At 43.5% G+C, this 16,050-nt stretch carries 13 protein-coding genes; 8 read left to right on the forward strand and 5 right to left on the reverse strand.

Annotated features, from left to right (window positions below):
- Positions 1–54: 54 nt before the first annotated feature.
- On the forward strand, positions 55–804 hold the full coding sequence (gene tatC, locus OCU28_RS00380) for a twin-arginine translocase subunit TatC (protein WP_261816416.1): 750 nt from the start codon (positions 55–57) through the stop codon (positions 802–804).
- Between the two features lie 29 nt (positions 805–833).
- On the opposite strand, the gene OCU28_RS00385 is transcribed toward tatC, so the two are convergent.
- Complete coding sequence (locus OCU28_RS00385; protein WP_261816417.1) at positions 834–1,595, reverse strand: TatD family hydrolase; 762 nt, start codon at positions 1,593–1,595, stop codon at positions 834–836.
- Positions 1,596–1,728: 133 nt separating this feature from the next.
- Here OCU28_RS00385 and hemB point away from each other — a divergent pair, with 133 nt between their 5' ends.
- Together hemB and polA are read left to right on the forward strand one after the other, a co-directional pair.
- The gene (hemB, locus tag OCU28_RS00390; protein ID WP_261816418.1) at positions 1,729–2,742 is read left to right on the forward strand and encodes a porphobilinogen synthase; all 1,014 of its coding nucleotides are present in this window, start codon (positions 1,729–1,731) and stop codon (positions 2,740–2,742) included.
- 450 nt (positions 2,743–3,192) lie between these two features.
- Positions 3,193–5,976, forward strand: coding sequence for a DNA polymerase I (gene polA, locus OCU28_RS00395; protein WP_261816419.1), 2,784 nt, complete (start codon positions 3,193–3,195; stop codon positions 5,974–5,976).
- Between the two features lie 352 nt (positions 5,977–6,328).
- Here the strand turns inward: polA and yihA are convergent, their stop codons facing one another.
- On the reverse strand, positions 6,329–6,985 hold the full coding sequence (gene yihA / locus OCU28_RS00400; protein WP_261816420.1) for a ribosome biogenesis GTP-binding protein YihA/YsxC: 657 nt from the start codon (positions 6,983–6,985) through the stop codon (positions 6,329–6,331).
- Between the two features lie 197 nt (positions 6,986–7,182).
- Here yihA and OCU28_RS00405 point away from each other — a divergent pair, with 197 nt between their 5' ends.
- From OCU28_RS00405 to hemN, 5 genes are all read left to right on the forward strand, one after another.
- Positions 7,183–7,800: a c-type cytochrome gene (locus OCU28_RS00405; RefSeq protein ID WP_261816421.1), complete on the forward strand. Its 618-nt coding sequence runs from the start codon at positions 7,183–7,185 to the stop codon at positions 7,798–7,800.
- A gap of 525 nt (positions 7,801–8,325) precedes the next feature.
- Positions 8,326–8,976, forward strand: a complete 651-nt coding sequence (locus OCU28_RS00410; protein ID WP_261816422.1) for a class I SAM-dependent methyltransferase — start codon at positions 8,326–8,328, stop codon at positions 8,974–8,976.
- A complete protein-coding gene (yihI, locus tag OCU28_RS00415) occupies positions 8,963–9,520 on the forward strand; it encodes a Der GTPase-activating protein YihI (RefSeq protein ID WP_261816423.1) in 558 nt (185 codons plus the stop codon). The genes OCU28_RS00410 and yihI overlap by 14 nt, the downstream gene beginning before the upstream one ends.
- Before the next feature lie 6 nt (positions 9,521–9,526).
- Positions 9,527–10,015, forward strand: coding sequence for a DUF2489 domain-containing protein (locus OCU28_RS00420; protein ID WP_261816424.1), 489 nt, complete (start codon positions 9,527–9,529; stop codon positions 10,013–10,015).
- A 115-nt stretch (positions 10,016–10,130) separates the two neighbouring features.
- Positions 10,131–11,507, forward strand: a complete 1,377-nt coding sequence (hemN, locus tag OCU28_RS00425) for an oxygen-independent coproporphyrinogen III oxidase (RefSeq protein WP_261816425.1) — start codon at positions 10,131–10,133, stop codon at positions 11,505–11,507.
- A gap of 53 nt (positions 11,508–11,560) precedes the next feature.
- Here the strand turns inward: hemN and glnG are convergent, their stop codons facing one another.
- The 3 genes from glnG to glnA all read right to left on the reverse strand — a co-directional run bounded on the left by glnG (position 11,561) and on the right by glnA (position 15,718).
- Positions 11,561–12,973 carry a nitrogen regulation protein NR(I) gene (glnG, locus tag OCU28_RS00430; RefSeq protein WP_261816426.1) on the reverse strand — a complete coding sequence of 471 codons (1,413 nt, stop codon included), beginning with the start codon at positions 12,971–12,973 and terminating at the stop codon, positions 11,561–11,563.
- 23 nt (positions 12,974–12,996) lie between these two features.
- Positions 12,997–14,052: a nitrogen regulation protein NR(II) gene (gene glnL / locus OCU28_RS00435; RefSeq protein WP_261816427.1), complete on the reverse strand. Its 1,056-nt coding sequence runs from the start codon at positions 14,050–14,052 to the stop codon at positions 12,997–12,999.
- A 256-nt stretch (positions 14,053–14,308) separates the two neighbouring features.
- Positions 14,309–15,718, reverse strand: coding sequence for a glutamate--ammonia ligase (gene glnA, locus OCU28_RS00440; protein ID WP_261816428.1), 1,410 nt, complete (start codon positions 15,716–15,718; stop codon positions 14,309–14,311).
- Between the last annotated feature and the right edge of the window lie 332 nt (positions 15,719–16,050).

The raw sequence follows: 16,050 nt of genomic DNA on the forward strand, positions 1-16,050 counted from the left end.
AGTTACAGAACTTTAAGGGGGCTTATGCCCCTTTCTTTATAAATCGAGGTAAATATGTCTTCGGTTGATTCCAACCAGCCTTTAATCAGTCACTTGATTGAATTGCGCACGCGCTTATTGCGCTCGATTAGCGCAATATTAGTCATCTTTTTGTCACTGATCTATTTCTCAAATCATATCTATGAGTTTGTTTCAGCGCCCTTGATCGATAGGTTGCCGGAAGGAGCGACCATGATAGCGACCGATGTGGCGTCTCCGTTTTTCACACCGTTAAAACTGACCCTCATTGCTTCTATATTCATAGCTGTACCTGTGATTTTGTATCAGGTTTGGGCATTTGTAGCGCCTGGGCTTTATAAGCATGAAAAACGCTTGGTAATGCCGCTGCTATTTTCCAGCTCATTACTGTTCTATCTTGGGGTCGCTTTTGCCTACTACGTGGTTTTCCCGCTAGTATTTGGCTTCTTTACTGCGATATCCCTTGGTGGAGTAGAGTTTGCAACGGATATCTCGAATTATTTAGACTTTGTACTCGCGTTATTTTTAGCGTTCGGGATTGCCTTTGAGGTGCCTGTTGCCATTATTTTGCTGTGCTGGACAGGCGCGACGGATGTGCCATCACTAAAAGCAAAGCGACCATATATTGTTGTCGCGGCTTTTATTGTGGGTATGTTGCTAACACCACCGGACATTATATCCCAGACGATGCTTGCGATTCCGATGTGCTTGCTGTTTGAAATAGGGCTGTTCTTTGCTCGCTTCTATACCAAGCCTGATGACTCGGAAGAGGCTGAACAAGAATAAAAAAATCCCCGAATTATTCGGGGATTTTTTTATATCTGGAACAAGGTTTTGGCGTTGTGATTAGTGATAGCTTCAATCTCCGAGATTGGCTTGTCGGTTAACTCCGCAATACGCTTGGCCACCAATTGAGTATAAGCGGGTTCGTTGCGCTTGCCGCGATGTGGTGCAGGGGTTAAATAAGGGCAGTCTGTTTCGAGGATAACCTTACTTAGATCTAGATGAGGGACTACCTTATCCATTCCACCATTTTTGAATGTTGTGACGCCCCCCAACCCAAGATGAAACCCCATTTCATTGATAGCCTGAGCTTGTTCTACTGTACCGCCAAAGCAATGAAATACTCCGCTTATGTTACCATCTTGAACCTTTTCAAGGAGGCTAAGGGTTTCAGTGATGGAATCTCGAGTATGAATTACCACAGGAAGGTTGCGCTGTTTTGCCCAGTTTAGTTGGGTTGTAAAGGCATGCTCTTGTTCTGCGCGATAGGTTTTATCCCAATAAAGGTCGATGCCTATTTCTCCTACCGCAATAAACGAGCGCTTATCAAACCATGCTTTGATGATAGCTAAGGTTTTATCAACGTTTTGATCAACATAGCAAGGATGGAGTCCCATCATTGCGTGGCACATATCGGGATATTGCGCCTCTGTATCGAGCATAGGCTGGATAGAATCTAGGTCTATATTTGGTAGTAATATCTTGTCAATACCTTGCTGTTTAGCGCGGGCGACAACCTGTTCTCTATCCTGATCAAATTCAGATGCATAGATATGTGCGTGTGTGTCTATCATGGGTTAATTCTCATTTTGGTTATCTCAACAGTATAAAAGCTTAAAATTGCAATGCAAAAGCCATTTCAAGCGTCAACAGAGCAAGGGGATAGTGATAAACTGCGATAAACAAAAAGCACACTAGGAGCGAGTTGTGTCTGCACTTATTCAAAGTTCATTTCCACTACGTCGAATGCGCAGAATGCGTAAGCATGATTTTAGTCGTCGATTGATGGCCGAGAACAAGATCTCTGTAGATGATCTTATCTATCCGATGTTTGTTCTTATGGGTAAAAACCGTCGTGAAGTGGTTGAGTCAATGCCGGGTGTCGAGCGCATGTCTATTGATTTGATGCTAGAAGAGGCTCAATACCTATCTGAGCTTGGCATTCCTGCTATTGCTCTATTTCCGGTGGTTAACCAAGATGTAAAAAGCCTATGTGCGACTGAAGCCTATAACCCTGAAGGCTTGGTTCAGCGTGCGGTTCGTCTTTTGAAAGAACATGTACCGCAGATGGGGGTGATTACCGATGTTGCATTGGACCCTTATACCACCCACGGTCAGGATGGGATTATTGATGAGCACGGTTATGTAATCAATGACCAAACTACTGAGGTGCTAGTTAAACAGGCCCTATCACATGCCGAGGCCGGCGCTGATGTGGTAGCACCTTCCGACATGATGGATGGTCGCATTGGTAAAATTCGAGAAGCCTTAGAAAATGCTGGCCATATCAATACGCAGATTATGGCGTATTCAGCGAAATATGCCTCTAACTACTATGGTCCATTTCGTGATGCTGTCGGATCTTCTGGTAACTTAAAGGGTGCAGACAAGAAAAACTATCAGATGGATCCTGCCAATAGCGATGAAGCTATTCACGAGGTTGCGCTGGATATCTCCGAAGGGGCAGATATGGTTATGGTTAAACCGGGTATGCCATATTTGGATGTAGTGCGTCGTGTTAAAACTGAACTTCAGGTGCCGACTTTCGCCTATCAAGTATCTGGGGAATATGCGATGCATAAGGCTGCGATCCAAAACGGTTGGTTAAAAGAGCGAGAAACCGTACTTGAGTCTCTGCTTTGCTTTAAGCGAGCAGGCGCAGATGGCATCTTGACCTACTTTGCAAAAGATGTAGCAAAATGGTTGTCTGAAAAGAGCTGATTCTTTCGTTGAATACTCAGTGTAATTTAGGAGCCTCATTTTATATGAGGCTTTTTTTTTGAAGTTATAAGCTAACTTTCGAATCGTAGACTATCCTTGGTCTTGGTTTGGATTATAAGGGAAATAATAAAGCTCCTTTAGCCAATAATAACCCTCAGCGTTGCGCAACAAAATGTTTTTCCACAAAATCAGAAAGGTTCAGGATCTAACTCACGATCCTTTGATCTTATTTAAGTTGTTGTTTTAAATTAATTTTATTTATTTTCTTGTTGATTTATCTACAGATTTTATGGCTGGTAAAATAAGTTGCGCACAAACTTATCCACAGAAGCCATGCGCTTAAGGATAACTTTATTCAGCTTAATCGCGGTGAATCTGGCGTCTGACGTAGATAAGCGATATTACTCATGGCATCCTATAGCTAAGCGATCTAGTAGGACTGATTAATACATGGCCAGTATCCCTGAAAATCCGTTAATTCTTATTGACGGTTCCTCATATTTGTACCGAGCATTTCATGCTTTCCCTGGCACCATGAGTAATGGTGAACACCCAACCAACGCCGTTTATGGTGTAGCGAATATGCTGCGTAGCATGATGCGTCAATTTGATAGCGAGCGTATTGCGGTTATCTTTGATGCTAAGGGCAAAACATTCAGGGATGATATGTATCCTGAATATAAGGCAAATCGTCCACCGATGCCTGATGAACTGCGTAGCCAAATTGAACCTTTGCATACCCTAATTCGAGCCATGGGATTACCCCTGATATCTATTTCTGGTGTTGAAGCGGATGATGTTATCGGTACTTTGGCCGCCGCCGCATCAAGTAAGGGTATGCCTGTACTTATTAGTACAGGGGATAAAGATATGGCGCAGCTGGTGGATGAGAATGTCACCCTGATTAACACAATGACTAATGTAGTCATGGACCGAGAAGGTGTTATCGAGAAATTTGGGATTCCCCCAGAGCTGATAATCGACTATTTGGCACTGATGGGGGATAAAGTAGATAACATCCCTGGTGTTCCTGGCGTTGGTGATAAAACTGCAACGGCTCTACTACAAGGTATTGGTAGCTTAGATACCTTGTATGAAAAACTGGATGATATTGCATCTTTAAGCTTCCGTGGCTCTAAGTCCATGTCTAAGAAGTTGGTTGAACATAAAGAATCCGCTTACCTTTCTTATCAGTTGGCGACGATTAAGCTCGATGTTGAACTAGATGTAACCCTTGAAGAATTAGTCAAATCACAACCCGATAAAGACCAACTGATAGCCTTGTACGGCAAGCTTGCGTTTAAATCTTGGTTGAATGAGTTATTAGATGGCGGTACTGGCGAGGTTAAGGCTGACCAAAAATCTGGACGTATTGCTACCACTGCACCTGCGGTAGCAGCTGCGAGTATTAATATTGACCGTAGCCAGTATGAAACGGTACTGGAACAAGCCCAGTTTGAAAAGTGGCTAGAAAAACTAACAGCCGCTGACGTCTTTGCTATAGATACTGAAACAGATAGCCTTGATTATATGGTGGCAAATCTTATCGGGGTCTCATTTGCTACCGCGGAAGGTGAAGCAGCTTACGTACCCGTTGCCCACGACTATTTAGATGCTCCTCAGCAACTCGATAGAGATTACGTGCTGGAGCAACTCAAGGGGCTTTTAGAGGATGAAAATCAAGCTAAGGTTGGACAGAACCTTAAATATGATGCCTCAGTATTAGCGCGTTATGGTATTGAGATGCGCGGTATTGCCTTCGATACTATGCTGGCTTCCTATGTCTACAATAGCGTAGGCGGAAAACACGATATGGATAGCCTTGCTTTACGCTTCCTACAGCATCCGTGTATCTCATTTGAACAAATTGCCGGCAAGGGTAAAAAGCAATTAACCTTTAACCAAATAGACCTTGAACAAGCTTCTCCGTATGCAGCTGAAGATGCCGATGTGACCCTGAGACTGCACAATCATATCAATGGTTTGCTTGAAGATGATGAACAGTTAAACCGTGTTTATCAAGAGATAGAAATGCCGCTTGTGCCAGTACTATCGCGTATTGAGCGTACTGGGGTGTTTATTGATGATATGTTGCTGTCGGCGCAGTCTCAAGAGATTGCCCAGCGCCTCGATGAACTGCAAGCGAAAGCCTTTGAAATCGCAGGCAAGGAATTTAACCTAAGTTCACCAAAACAGCTGCAAGCTATTCTGTTTGATGAGATGGCGCTACCTGTGATTAAGAAAACGCCATCGGGCGCACCGTCAACAAACGAAGAAGTGCTACAAGAGCTTGCTCTTGATTACCCTTTGCCAAAGCTTATTCTGGAACATCGCGGTCTGGCGAAGCTTAAATCGACCTATACCGATAAATTACCTAAGATGATAAACCCGACGACTGGTCGCGTTCACACCTCATATCATCAAGGTGTTACAGCCACAGGTCGCCTTTCTTCAACCGATCCAAACCTACAGAATATTCCAATCAGAAATCAGGAAGGGCGACGTATTCGTCAGGCATTTGTTGCCCCACATGGCTGGAAGATTCTTGCCGTCGATTACTCTCAGATTGAATTGCGCATCATGGCACATTTAAGTGGTGATGAAGCTCTGCTAGATGCATTCCGTACTGGTAAAGATATCCATGCAGCCACAGCTGCTGAGATTATCGGGGTGAGTATAGATGAAGTGTCAAGTGAGCAACGCCGTCGTGCCAAAGCGGTAAACTTTGGTCTGATCTATGGGATGAGTGCGTTTGGCCTAGCTAAACAACTCGGTATATCTCGTGGCGAGGCTCAGCATTATATGGATACCTATTTCGAGCGCTATCCTGGGGTGATGCAGTATATGGAAGAAACGCGTAGCCAAGCGAGTGAGCAAGGCTTCGTAGAAACCATCTATGGCCGAAAATTGTATCTTCCAGAGATAAAATCACGCAATGGAATGCGACGTAAAGCTGCCGAGCGCGCTGCCATCAATGCACCAATGCAGGGGACTGCTGCGGATATCATTAAGAAAGCAATGTTACTGGTTGATAACTGGATTGAAGCCCAGAGCGGAGAGCCGAAGGTGCGTATGCTTATGCAAGTGCACGATGAATTGGTATTTGAAGTTCGTGAAGATGCATTACAAGAAATTGAAAGTAACATACGTAATTTAATGGAATCAGCTGCCGAACTGGATGTTCCACTAATTGCGGATGCAGGGCGTGGTGATAACTGGGATCAAGCTCACTAGCGTACTTTTGCCCTGATTTTCACCATAAATATAGAGCCAGCTCGCAGAGTTGGCTCTTTTTTGTATTCTAGCGTCAGGAATTTCCATTTTTTGGTTGTATGTAGTAAAACCAAAATAGGTGAAAAAAAACTACAAAAATAGTTGCGTTTAGTATGATTTATAGTAAATTAGATCGGGTAGGGTACAGAGGTAAGATGTTCCATCTTTCAGACCTTTTGTTTCACGTTATTTGAATTTTTCTAAATTCACACGCCTCAGCTATTTATTGGCTGGGGCGTTTTTTATTGTCTGAAATAAAATAACGCGACCTTAAGGTCGCGTTAATGTGTTTTGCACTAAGAGTAGCCTACTCTTAGTTTGTTTCTGTCTCATCAGATGGTAGATCTTGTTCCATTGCAGGGGCAAACCAGGTATCTAATCGCGCTCTTAGCTGATCAACACCAATCCCTTTTAATGACGAGAACACGTCAACCTTCACATCCCCACCAAAGGCGAGAGAGTTTTCTCGTACTTTTAGTAGGGTAGCTTTGCGAGCCCCACTTTTTAGTTTATCGGCTTTGGTCAGTAGAACTTGTACCGGGATACCTGAATCTACAGCCCAGTAGACCATCTGCTGGTCTAGATCTTTCATTGGGTGGCGGATATCCATCAACACGACCAAGCCTTTTAAACATTCACGCTTTTGTAGGTATTCACCTAAGCTCTTCTGCCATTTCTTTTTTAGTTCCAGTGGAACTTGTGCAAACCCATATCCAGGAAGATCCACGATATGGCAGTTTTCATCAACCTTGAAAAGGTTAATTAGCTGAGTTCGACCAGGTGTTTTACTGGTCTTAGCTAGGCTTCTTTGATTGGTAAGGCGGTTTAATGCACTTGATTTACCCGCATTCGAGCGACCGGCAAACGCGACTTCGATACCTTCATCTTCAGGTAAATGGCGAATATCAGGGGCACTAGTAATGAAATGTGTGTTTTGATAATGAATTTTTGCGCTCACTGTTAACTCCATCGCGACTTTGTGTAGTCGATTGATTACTTTTTTGTGAAATTGTGTAAAATAGCCGTGCTCGGCATTAGTTCGCCTATTCTAACACGACAACAGGCGGCACCTAGGGCTAGATGCCCTTTTCAGGTACTTTTTTCAATTTAGAAGATAGCTCTGAGCAAATTGTAGTTTCTGAAGCTCAAACTTTGTAATGGAATGTCATGAAAAAAATAGCACTACTCTTTTCGGTCTTAGTCAGTTGTTCGGCAGTAGCAAGTGGTAATATCGAAGCTGGAAAAGCAAAATCAGCAACTTGTGCTGCCTGCCACGGTGTGGACGGAAACAGCATGATCGCTATGTATCCTAATCTAGCCGGCCAACACGAGAAGTATCTCGAAAAGCAGCTTAAAGATCTTAAACTAGGCGCAATGAGCGGCGGTAAGCAAGGTCGATATGACCCTGCAATGAGCGCTATGGCTGTGCCACTTACCGAGCAAGATATGGCCGATTTAGCCGCCTATTATGCTTCAATGCCTGCGGCTGAAATGAACACGCCTGAGAATGTCGTGGAGCAGGGCCAAGAATTGTACCTTGCAGGAAATGCAGAGCGCGGCATTACAGCTTGCGTAGCGTGTCATGGACCAAGAGGTAACGGTACTAGCTTGTCAGGGTTCCCTAAAATATCTGGACAACATGCTGATTATATTAAAGCTCAGCTGGAAAAATTTGCCTCTGCAGATCGTAGCAATGACCTCAATGAAATGATGCACGATGTTGCCAAAAAGCTTACCGAAGAAGAAATGGATGTGCTTGCTAAATATGTTGGCGGACTACATTAATTCTCACTAATCTTGCTTTTAAGAAATGCCTCAAGATATATCTTGGGGCATTTTTGTATTTAGCCCCTTATGTCGATGAAATCGGAATTCGTCAAAATGTGATCGGGGTGCTTTATAATCAGATTGCGTATTTTTACAGCAAGAGTAAAGTGGTCTGTGTCGAATGGACGAGATGTTACTGCTCGGCTTTTGCCTCAGTATCTTTGTTCAGGATGACATAGGGAATGGCTTCGCACACCAGGCGGAACATGGGAAAACATAGGATGGTTTGATTTCTCAGGTCGAGAACCCAGATAGGAATGGCGACGGATGCGCCACAGCAGATGGAAATTGTTAAGGAAGATAAAACTCATCAGGAAGATGAAAAACAATAAATCTGGCACGGAAAGCATTAAGAACAAAAGGAATTTATAAAGCGATAGGTGATCCTATCGCTTTTTTATTTTTTGAATATTGTGGATTTTTTCTACACTCTTATCGCATATTTTGTTAAGTTGCGCCTCTTATTGATCTAAGGCACCTCGAATGTACACTTGTCCCCTTTGTAATGAATCGGATATCCAGTTCTACTGGGAGGATAAACGCAGGCAATATTTGCAATGCCAGTGTTGTAAACTGGTGTTTGTAGAACCAAGCCAGCGCTTGTCATCGGAGCAAGAGAAAGCTATCTACGATCAGCATGAAAATAGCCCTAATGATGAGGGTTATCGCCGGTTCTTATCACGTATCGCAGACCCACTGGGTGAGCGAATAGGTGAAAATAAACATGGTTTAGATTTTGGCTGTGGCCCAGGCCCAGCATTAGCTATGATGATGAGAGAGCAGGGACACTTGGTTGACCTATTCGATCTCTATTATTACCCAGAGATAGAGGTCTTAGATAATCGATATGATTTTGTTACCGCTACTGAGGTAATAGAGCATCTATATCAACCTAATGAGGTCTGGCAACAATGGTTAAAGCTATTAAAGCCGGGCGCTTGGTTGGGATTAATGACTAAACTGGTGCGAGATGTAGAAGCGTTCTCTACCTGGCACTATAAAAATGATCAAACACACGTACTATTCTTTAGCCGAGCGACATTTGAATATTTGGCTGAGCGAGATAACCTAGAACTAGAGTTTATCGGAAACGACGTAATTTTATTGAGGAAGTCGAATCATGAGTCGACATAAAAAATCAAGACAGCCGGGTTCTACTGGCGATACAGACCTAATCGTAACCCGCAATCGCTCTCAGTCTGATGTAGACGGGCGCCTGCGCAAGAAAGAAAAAAAGCGTAAAGGTTTAAAAACCGGAAATCGCCATTCTGAAGCGAGTACTAAGCGTGATATTACAGGTCGTGAAATTAGAGACCCACGTATTGGTTCTAAGAAGAAGATCCAATTAGTTGTTGAGAAAGCGTCGAAGGCAACACCAACTCAGCGTAAGCTGAATGCTCAGCAAGAGCTAGATGCGTTAGAAAATGATGCACAACTAAATGTGTTGCTTGACCGCATTGATAACGGCGAATCTCTAGGTGCTGGTCTACAGTCATATGTTGATGAGAAGCTGGATCGTATCGAGGTGCTAATGAAGCAAGTTGGCTTACTTGAGCCTGAATTTGAACCTGAAGTTGAATCAAAGCCAATGACGACTAAAGTGAAATCTAAGTCTAAATCGGAAGCTGATTTATTGGCAGAATTTGAAGACCTAGATTTGAGTGATTTCGAGGGCTAATAATCGATGAATCTCACTGCATTAGTTATAGCTGGTAGCACGGTTGTTATTGGCCTTGCAGTTTATGCGACCCACTTACTGTTGAAGTTGCGTAAGCAAAAACAGCTTATTATCCAGCATCGAAAACTAGCAGTTGCAAAGCGCAACGCAAAAATTTTTGAGAGCGTGGATACCTTGTGCCTAGCTGGAATTCAAGGGCAGTGTGATTTGTCAGAATTGAGTATTCGTTTGTGTAATATTTTGGATTATGTTCAAGATGAGCAACGAATTGATGTTGCCAAGCGCTTCCCTGCCTTAAATGAGCTATTTACTGTAGTCAAAGATATGGCTAGAGGTGATGAGCGACAAGCGCTACCTAAGCAAGAGCGTATGCGCCAAAATCTAGAGCGCCAAAAAGCAGAGTCGCGTTTGAACGATGCAATCCTTGAAGAGCTTAAGCAGCTACAAGCAATTATTGCACCGTTGAATACTCAAATAGCGGTTACAATGACCTAAATTATCTTTGATGGCGTGATCTCCTTAACAGTTACGGCTTACATTTTTTGTAGAGTAGAGGGGGCGTCATCTTGCTGTGGCAAAATACCCCTCCTAAAGTCGTACCTAGGATCTCATGATGTCTAAACCACAAATTATCTGGGATCAGAGTATGTTGGATAAATACAACTATTCTGGCCCTCGCTATACCTCTTATCCAACTGCGGTTGAGTTTCATGAGGCGTTTACGGTAGCGGAACTCGACATGGCTTATATGCAGTATCCGGATAGACCGTTGTCTTTATATATCCATATCCCATTTTGTCACAAGCTGTGTTACTACTGTGGGTGTAACAAGGTTATTACTCGCCATCAGCATAAAGCGGATGAATATCTCGAAGTTCTTGAGCATGAAATTCGTGAAAAAGCGGCATTACTTGGCAACCGAACCGTTACCCAACTCCATTTTGGTGGCGGTACACCTACCTTTTTGACTAAGAAGCAGATTAGCCGATTGATGGAAGTCATCTATCAGGAATTTAGCTTCAATGATAAAGCTGAGATCAGTATCGAGGTTGACCCGCGAGAGATTGAGCTTGATATGCTTGACCATCTGCGCAGTCATGGGTTCAATCGTTTAAGTATTGGTGTTCAGGATTTCAATAAGGAAGTTCAAAAGGTTGTTAACCGTGAGCAAGATGAAACCTTTATCTTCGATATGGTGGCCCGTGCTCGCGATCTAGGCTTTAGGTCGACCAATCTTGACCTTATCTATGGATTACCACTACAAACCCCTGAAAGCTTTGCTACGACCCTACAGCAGGTATTAACCCTACGCCCAGGGCGTCTTTCCGTGTTTAATTACGCTCATATGCCATCGTTATTTGCAGCTCAGCGTAAGATTAGAGACCAAGACCTGCCAACTTCAGCGCAGCGTATGGCTATCCTACAGCAAAGTATTCAAACCCTGACGGATGCAGGTTATCAGTTTATCGGTATGGACCACTTTGCCTTACCTGAAGATGAGCTAGCTATTGCTCAACGTGAAGGCAAGCTACATCGAAACTTCCAAGGTTACACTACTCAAGGTGAGTGTGATCTTATTGGCTTCGGTGTTTCGGCTATTTCTATGGTAGGTGATACCTATGCTCAGAATCAGAAAGAACTAAAATATTATTACGCACAAATGAATGAGACGCGTCATGCTCTCTGGAAAGGGGTGTCACTTAGTAGTGATGACCTGTTGCGTCGTGAAGTCATCAAACAGCTTATGTGTAATTTCGAACTCGATAAGCAAGCGATTGAAGCTCAATTTGGTATAGACTTTAACCACTATTTTGCTGAAGACTTAGGGTTACTACAAACCTTTATCAATGATGATTTGGTAACCGTCTCAGAGGAGAAAATTGAGGTTAATTTACGCGGCCGGATGTTGATCCGTAATATCTGTATGTGTTTTGATAAATACTTCAGAGCGAAGGCCAGACAGCAGCAGTTCTCTCGCGTTATCTAAAATAATAAGCCACCTGATAAAGGTGGCTTATTTGTCTCAACAAGCTAGAAAATTTAATGAGAAAGGTTTAGCTCTTTGAGTTTACGAGTAAGGGTATTGCGTCCCCAGCCCAATACCTTAGCCGCATCCTGTTTGTGGCCATTGGTATGATTAAGAGCCGCCTGCAGTAGGATGCGTTCAAATTCCGGTAGGGCGTAAGAGAGCAATTCAGTCTCTCCTGATGCCAAGGATGCTCGTGCCCATTTCTCAAGTTGTGTTTGCCAGTTGCTGTCTTCTACCGAGCTGGTGAGGCTCTTCTCTTCAACTAGCTCTTGAGGCAGGTCTGATGGCAGAATTTCACTGCCGCTTGCCATCACTGTTAGCCAACGACAGGTGTTTTCGAGTTGACGAACGTTGCCAGGCCAGCCTAAGCGTGTGAGCACTTCTATTGCATCTTTGGATAGTGTTTTAACCTCTACATCCAGTTCCTCGGCTGCGAGGTTTAAGAAGTGTAGGGCGAGCTTCTCAATGTCTTGTTTACGTTCACGCAATGAAGGGATATGCACCCGAATAACATTTAAGCGGTGGAACAAGTCCTCGCGAAAGTCACCGGCATGAACTAACGATTCTAGATTTTGATGGGTTGCGGCAATGATACGAACATCGACCTTAATTGCAGAGTGACCACCAACTCGATAGAACTGACCATCGGCCAGAACGCGCAATAAGCGAGTTTGAATATCCAGTGGCATATCTCCGATTTCATCTAAAAACAGGGTGCCGCCATTCGCTTGCTCAAAGCGTCCTTGACGAACACTATTTGCGCCGGTAAATGCCCCTTTTTCATGCCCAAATAACTCTGATTCAATCAGATCCTTTGGTATTGCTGCCATGTTTAGTGCGATGAAGGGGTTCTTATTACGTGGGCTGTGTTTGTGAAGAGCATGAGCCACCAGCTCTTTACCTGTGCCGGACTCACCATTGATTAATACCGAAATAGAGGAGCGAGAGAGACGGCCTATAGCCCTGAATACCTCTTGCATTGCTGGCGCTTCACCTATTATTTCAGGAGACTCACTCTTGCTGGTGTTGAGGATAGTCTGGCTCTGTTTGTTCTCGAGACTATGGGTTATTGCTCGTTCAGCTAGCGCAAGAGCCTCATCAATATCAAATGGCTTTGGCAGATATTCAAATGCGCCCTCTTGATAGGCATTTACCGCAGCATCCAGATCTGAATGCGCGGTCATAATAATGACTGGTAGCTCAGGCTGTGATTTTTGAACCTGCTTGAGCAGGTCTAAGCCATCCATTCCCGGCATGCGAATATCTGAGATAATAACGTCTGGGAGTTCACGCTCTAGGGCTAAAAGAACACTCTCGGCATCGGCGAAGGTTTCACACTTGATGTTTGCGTTACTGAAGGTTTTATCTAATACCCAGCGGATGGAACTATCATCGTCGACCACCCAAATATATCCTTTGCTCATCTCAAGGCTCCTAGCAATAAAAATTAATAATCTAAAATTGGCAAATAAATGGTAAAGGTGGTCTTTCCAGGCCAGCTATCGACGTCAATTTTGCCTTGGTGTTGGTCAATAAGGTTTTGTGAAATAGAAAGCCCTAATCCTGTACCGCCTTCTCTTCCGCTGACCATAGGGTAGAAAACAGTATCGATAAGCTCTGAAGGGATTCCTGGACCGTTATCGCTCACCTCAATACGTGCCGCGAGCTTAACCCGCTTGCCATGAATATTGACTTGGTGTTCAGTGCGAGTGGTAAGGGTAATCTTTGCATCTGAACGGCCTTCTAGCATCTGGGCTGCATTACTAACAATGTTGAGTAATGACTGTTCAATCTGCTCGCAGTCCATCGTTATATCAGGAAGGCTGGGGTCATAATCTCGAATAATGTTAATGGTATTATTTGACTCTAGCTCTACCAGTTGGCGTACTTTTTCTAGAATAAGGTGCACGTTCTCTTGTTTTTTACTACCTGGTCTTTGTGGTCCAAGTAATCGGTCAACTAAGTTTCGTAGGCGATCGGCCTGCTCAATAATGATCTGTGTATATTCTCGAAGTGAATCAGACGGAAGCATCTTTTCTAGTAATTGAGCCGCGCCTCTTAAGCCCCCAAGGGGGTTTTTGATTTCATGGGCAAGGCTGCGGATCAATAATTTTGCCGCTTGTTGCTGTGTGTGTTGATTGAGTTCTTGGTTGATTCGGCGTTGTTGGTCGACCTGCTTGAGCTCGACCAGTAGCATAAGCTGCTTATTCCAAGATGTTGGGCTTATTGTGAGCTCAAGTAGCAGTGGTCGACCTTCGATTACGAAGGTAACATCACTATCGATTATGCTTTTCCCAGAGATAAGGGCTTGCTCGAATAGAGAGAAATCAATAGAAGAGTGTTCAATCAAACTGGGTAGTAGCTGATTAATACAGCGGCTTTTACTGTAACCCAGTAGTTGCTCAGCGGCAGGGTTCAGGTAGATGATATTGAGAGAGTCATCTATCATCAGAGTCGCAGTGACCAGTTGTTCTAAAATTGTATCCGCTAGAGACTTGTTCACAGATCTTCCCTTTCTGTTACATAAATTAGTGCAACTGCACTACCAGAATTAATTATTGCACAATAATGGTGCATTGTGGTGCTTGTTGTACTCTCACTAGTTAAATATGCAAAATCCTTGCCGAATATTTAGGTCACAGAAAATCAGGTAGCTTGGCTGGTTCATGGTGTGTGGAAGGGGATATGATTTGGTGTATTGCCACTATAAAAAAGGCCTGCCGCAAGGCAGGCCTAAAATAATCAAATCAAACTAATGATTAAACAGAGTAGTAAAGTTCAAACTCAAGTGGGTGAGTTGTCATGTTAACTTTTACTACATCTTGAGACTTAAGCTCGATGTAAGAGTCGATGAAATCATCAGAATATACGCCGCCAGCAGTTAAGAACTCACGGTCTGCATCAAGAGCTGCAAGTGCTTCTTGTAGAGACTCAGCAACTGTTGGGATTTCAGCCGCTTCTTCTGCAGGTAGGTCGTATAGATCTTTATCCATAGCTTCCCCTGGGTGAATCTTGTTCTTGATTCCGTCAAGGCCAGCCATCAGCATTGCTGAGTAACATAGGTATGGGTTAGCTGCTGGATCACCAAAGCGAATCTCGATACGACGTGCTTTAGGGCTTGCCACTACTGGAATACGGATTGAAGCTGAACGGTTACGTGCAGAGTACGCAAGCATTACTGGAGCTTCAAAGCCAGGAACTAGGCGTTTGTATGAGTTAGTTGCAGGGTTAGCAAATGCGTTGATTGCGCGTGCGTGCTTGATGATACCACCGATGTAGTAGATAGCCATTTCAGATAGGCCACCATATTTATCACCAGCAAACAGGTTAACACCATCTTTTGATAGAGATTGGTGAACGTGCATACCACTACCGTTGTCACCAACAAGTGGTTTAGGCATGAAGGTTGCTGTTTTGCCGTAAGCGTGAGCAACATTGTGCACAACGTATTTGTAGATTTGAGTCTCATCTGCTTTAGCAGTTAGAGTATTGAAACGGCAAGCGATTTCGTTTTGACCTGCAGTTGCAACTTCGTGGTGGTGAGCTTCAACAACAAGGCCCATTTCTTCCATGATCAGACACATTGCTGAACGGATATCTTGAGAAGAATCTACAGGAGCTACTGGGAAGTAACCACCTTTAACGCCAGGACGGTGGCCTTTGTTGCCATCTTCGAAATCAGAACCTGAATTCCAAGAAGCTTCAACATCATCAATCTTGTAGAAAGAACCTGACATGTCAGTGTTGAATTTAACATCGTCAAATAGGAAGAACTCTGGTTCTGGACCAACAAGTACTGTATCTGCAATACCCGTTGCACGCATGTAATCTTCAGCACGATGTGCGATAGAGCGTGGATCACGGTCATAGCCTTGCATAGTTGCAGGCTCAAGGATGTCACAACGAATGTTTAGAGTTGAGTCTTCAGTGAATGGGTCAAGTACTGCGCTCGATGGATCTGGCATCATAACCATGTCAGATTCATTAATTCCTTTCCAACCAGCTACAGAAGAACCATCAAACATCTTACCTTCTTCAAAGAAGTCTGCATCTACTTGGTGAGACGGGATAGATACGTGCTGTTCCTTACCTTTAGTATCGGTAAAGCGTAAGTCAATAAACTTAACTTCATTTTCTTGGATCAGCGTTAGTACATTTTCTACTGACATCTTGGATAACCTCCAGTGTTATTAAAACGTGATTGCTCGATACAAATGAGCATGTAATTCCAAAAACTAATCTACACTCTTTTTTAAGTATCGAACAATGAATATTTTTCGACTGATTTTCTATATGCCAAACTCGTGCCAACTTTTAAACTCTTTGTTTTTCAATTGGTTATTGTTGGTTTGCATGTTCCTAATGCAGTCCGTTGCACCAAAAAGATCCCCGATCGCACTGTAATGGTGCGTTAATTGAGAGGTTGATCACTATATTTTGCTTTATCGCTACGAATTGGTGCGATATCAGAGAGGAATTTTTTTTTGCCCAAATAGGGTGC

It is taken from the genome of Vibrio gallicus, from assembly GCF_024346875.1.
Classification (GTDB): Bacteria; Pseudomonadota; Gammaproteobacteria; order Enterobacterales; family Vibrionaceae; genus Vibrio; species Vibrio gallicus.

Coding starts and splice junctions, on each gene's coding strand:
- OCU28_RS00410 (WP_261816422.1), top strand. CDS start 8,326: ATGTACACTTGTCCCCTTTGTAATGAATCGGATATCCAGTTCTACTGG.
- OCU28_RS00420 (WP_261816424.1), top strand. CDS start 9,527: ATGAATCTCACTGCATTAGTTATAGCTGGTAGCACGGTTGTTATTGGC.
- hemN (WP_261816425.1), top strand. CDS start 10,131: ATGATGTCTAAACCACAAATTATCTGGGATCAGAGTATGTTGGATAAA.
- yihI (WP_261816423.1), top strand. CDS start 8,963: ATGAGTCGACATAAAAAATCAAGACAGCCGGGTTCTACTGGCGATACA.
- glnG (WP_261816426.1), bottom strand. CDS start 12,973: ATGAGCAAAGGATATATTTGGGTGGTCGACGATGATAGTTCCATCCGC.
- polA (WP_261816419.1), top strand. CDS start 3,193: ATGGCCAGTATCCCTGAAAATCCGTTAATTCTTATTGACGGTTCCTCA.
- tatC (WP_261816416.1), top strand. CDS start 55: ATGTCTTCGGTTGATTCCAACCAGCCTTTAATCAGTCACTTGATTGAA.
- OCU28_RS00385 (WP_261816417.1), bottom strand. CDS start 1,595: ATGATAGACACACACGCACATATCTATGCATCTGAATTTGATCAGGAT.
- glnA (WP_261816428.1), bottom strand. CDS start 15,718: ATGTCAGTAGAAAATGTACTAACGCTGATCCAAGAAAATGAAGTTAAG.
- yihA (WP_261816420.1), bottom strand. CDS start 6,985: ATGGAGTTAACAGTGAGCGCAAAAATTCATTATCAAAACACACATTTC.
- OCU28_RS00405 (WP_261816421.1), top strand. CDS start 7,183: ATGAAAAAAATAGCACTACTCTTTTCGGTCTTAGTCAGTTGTTCGGCA.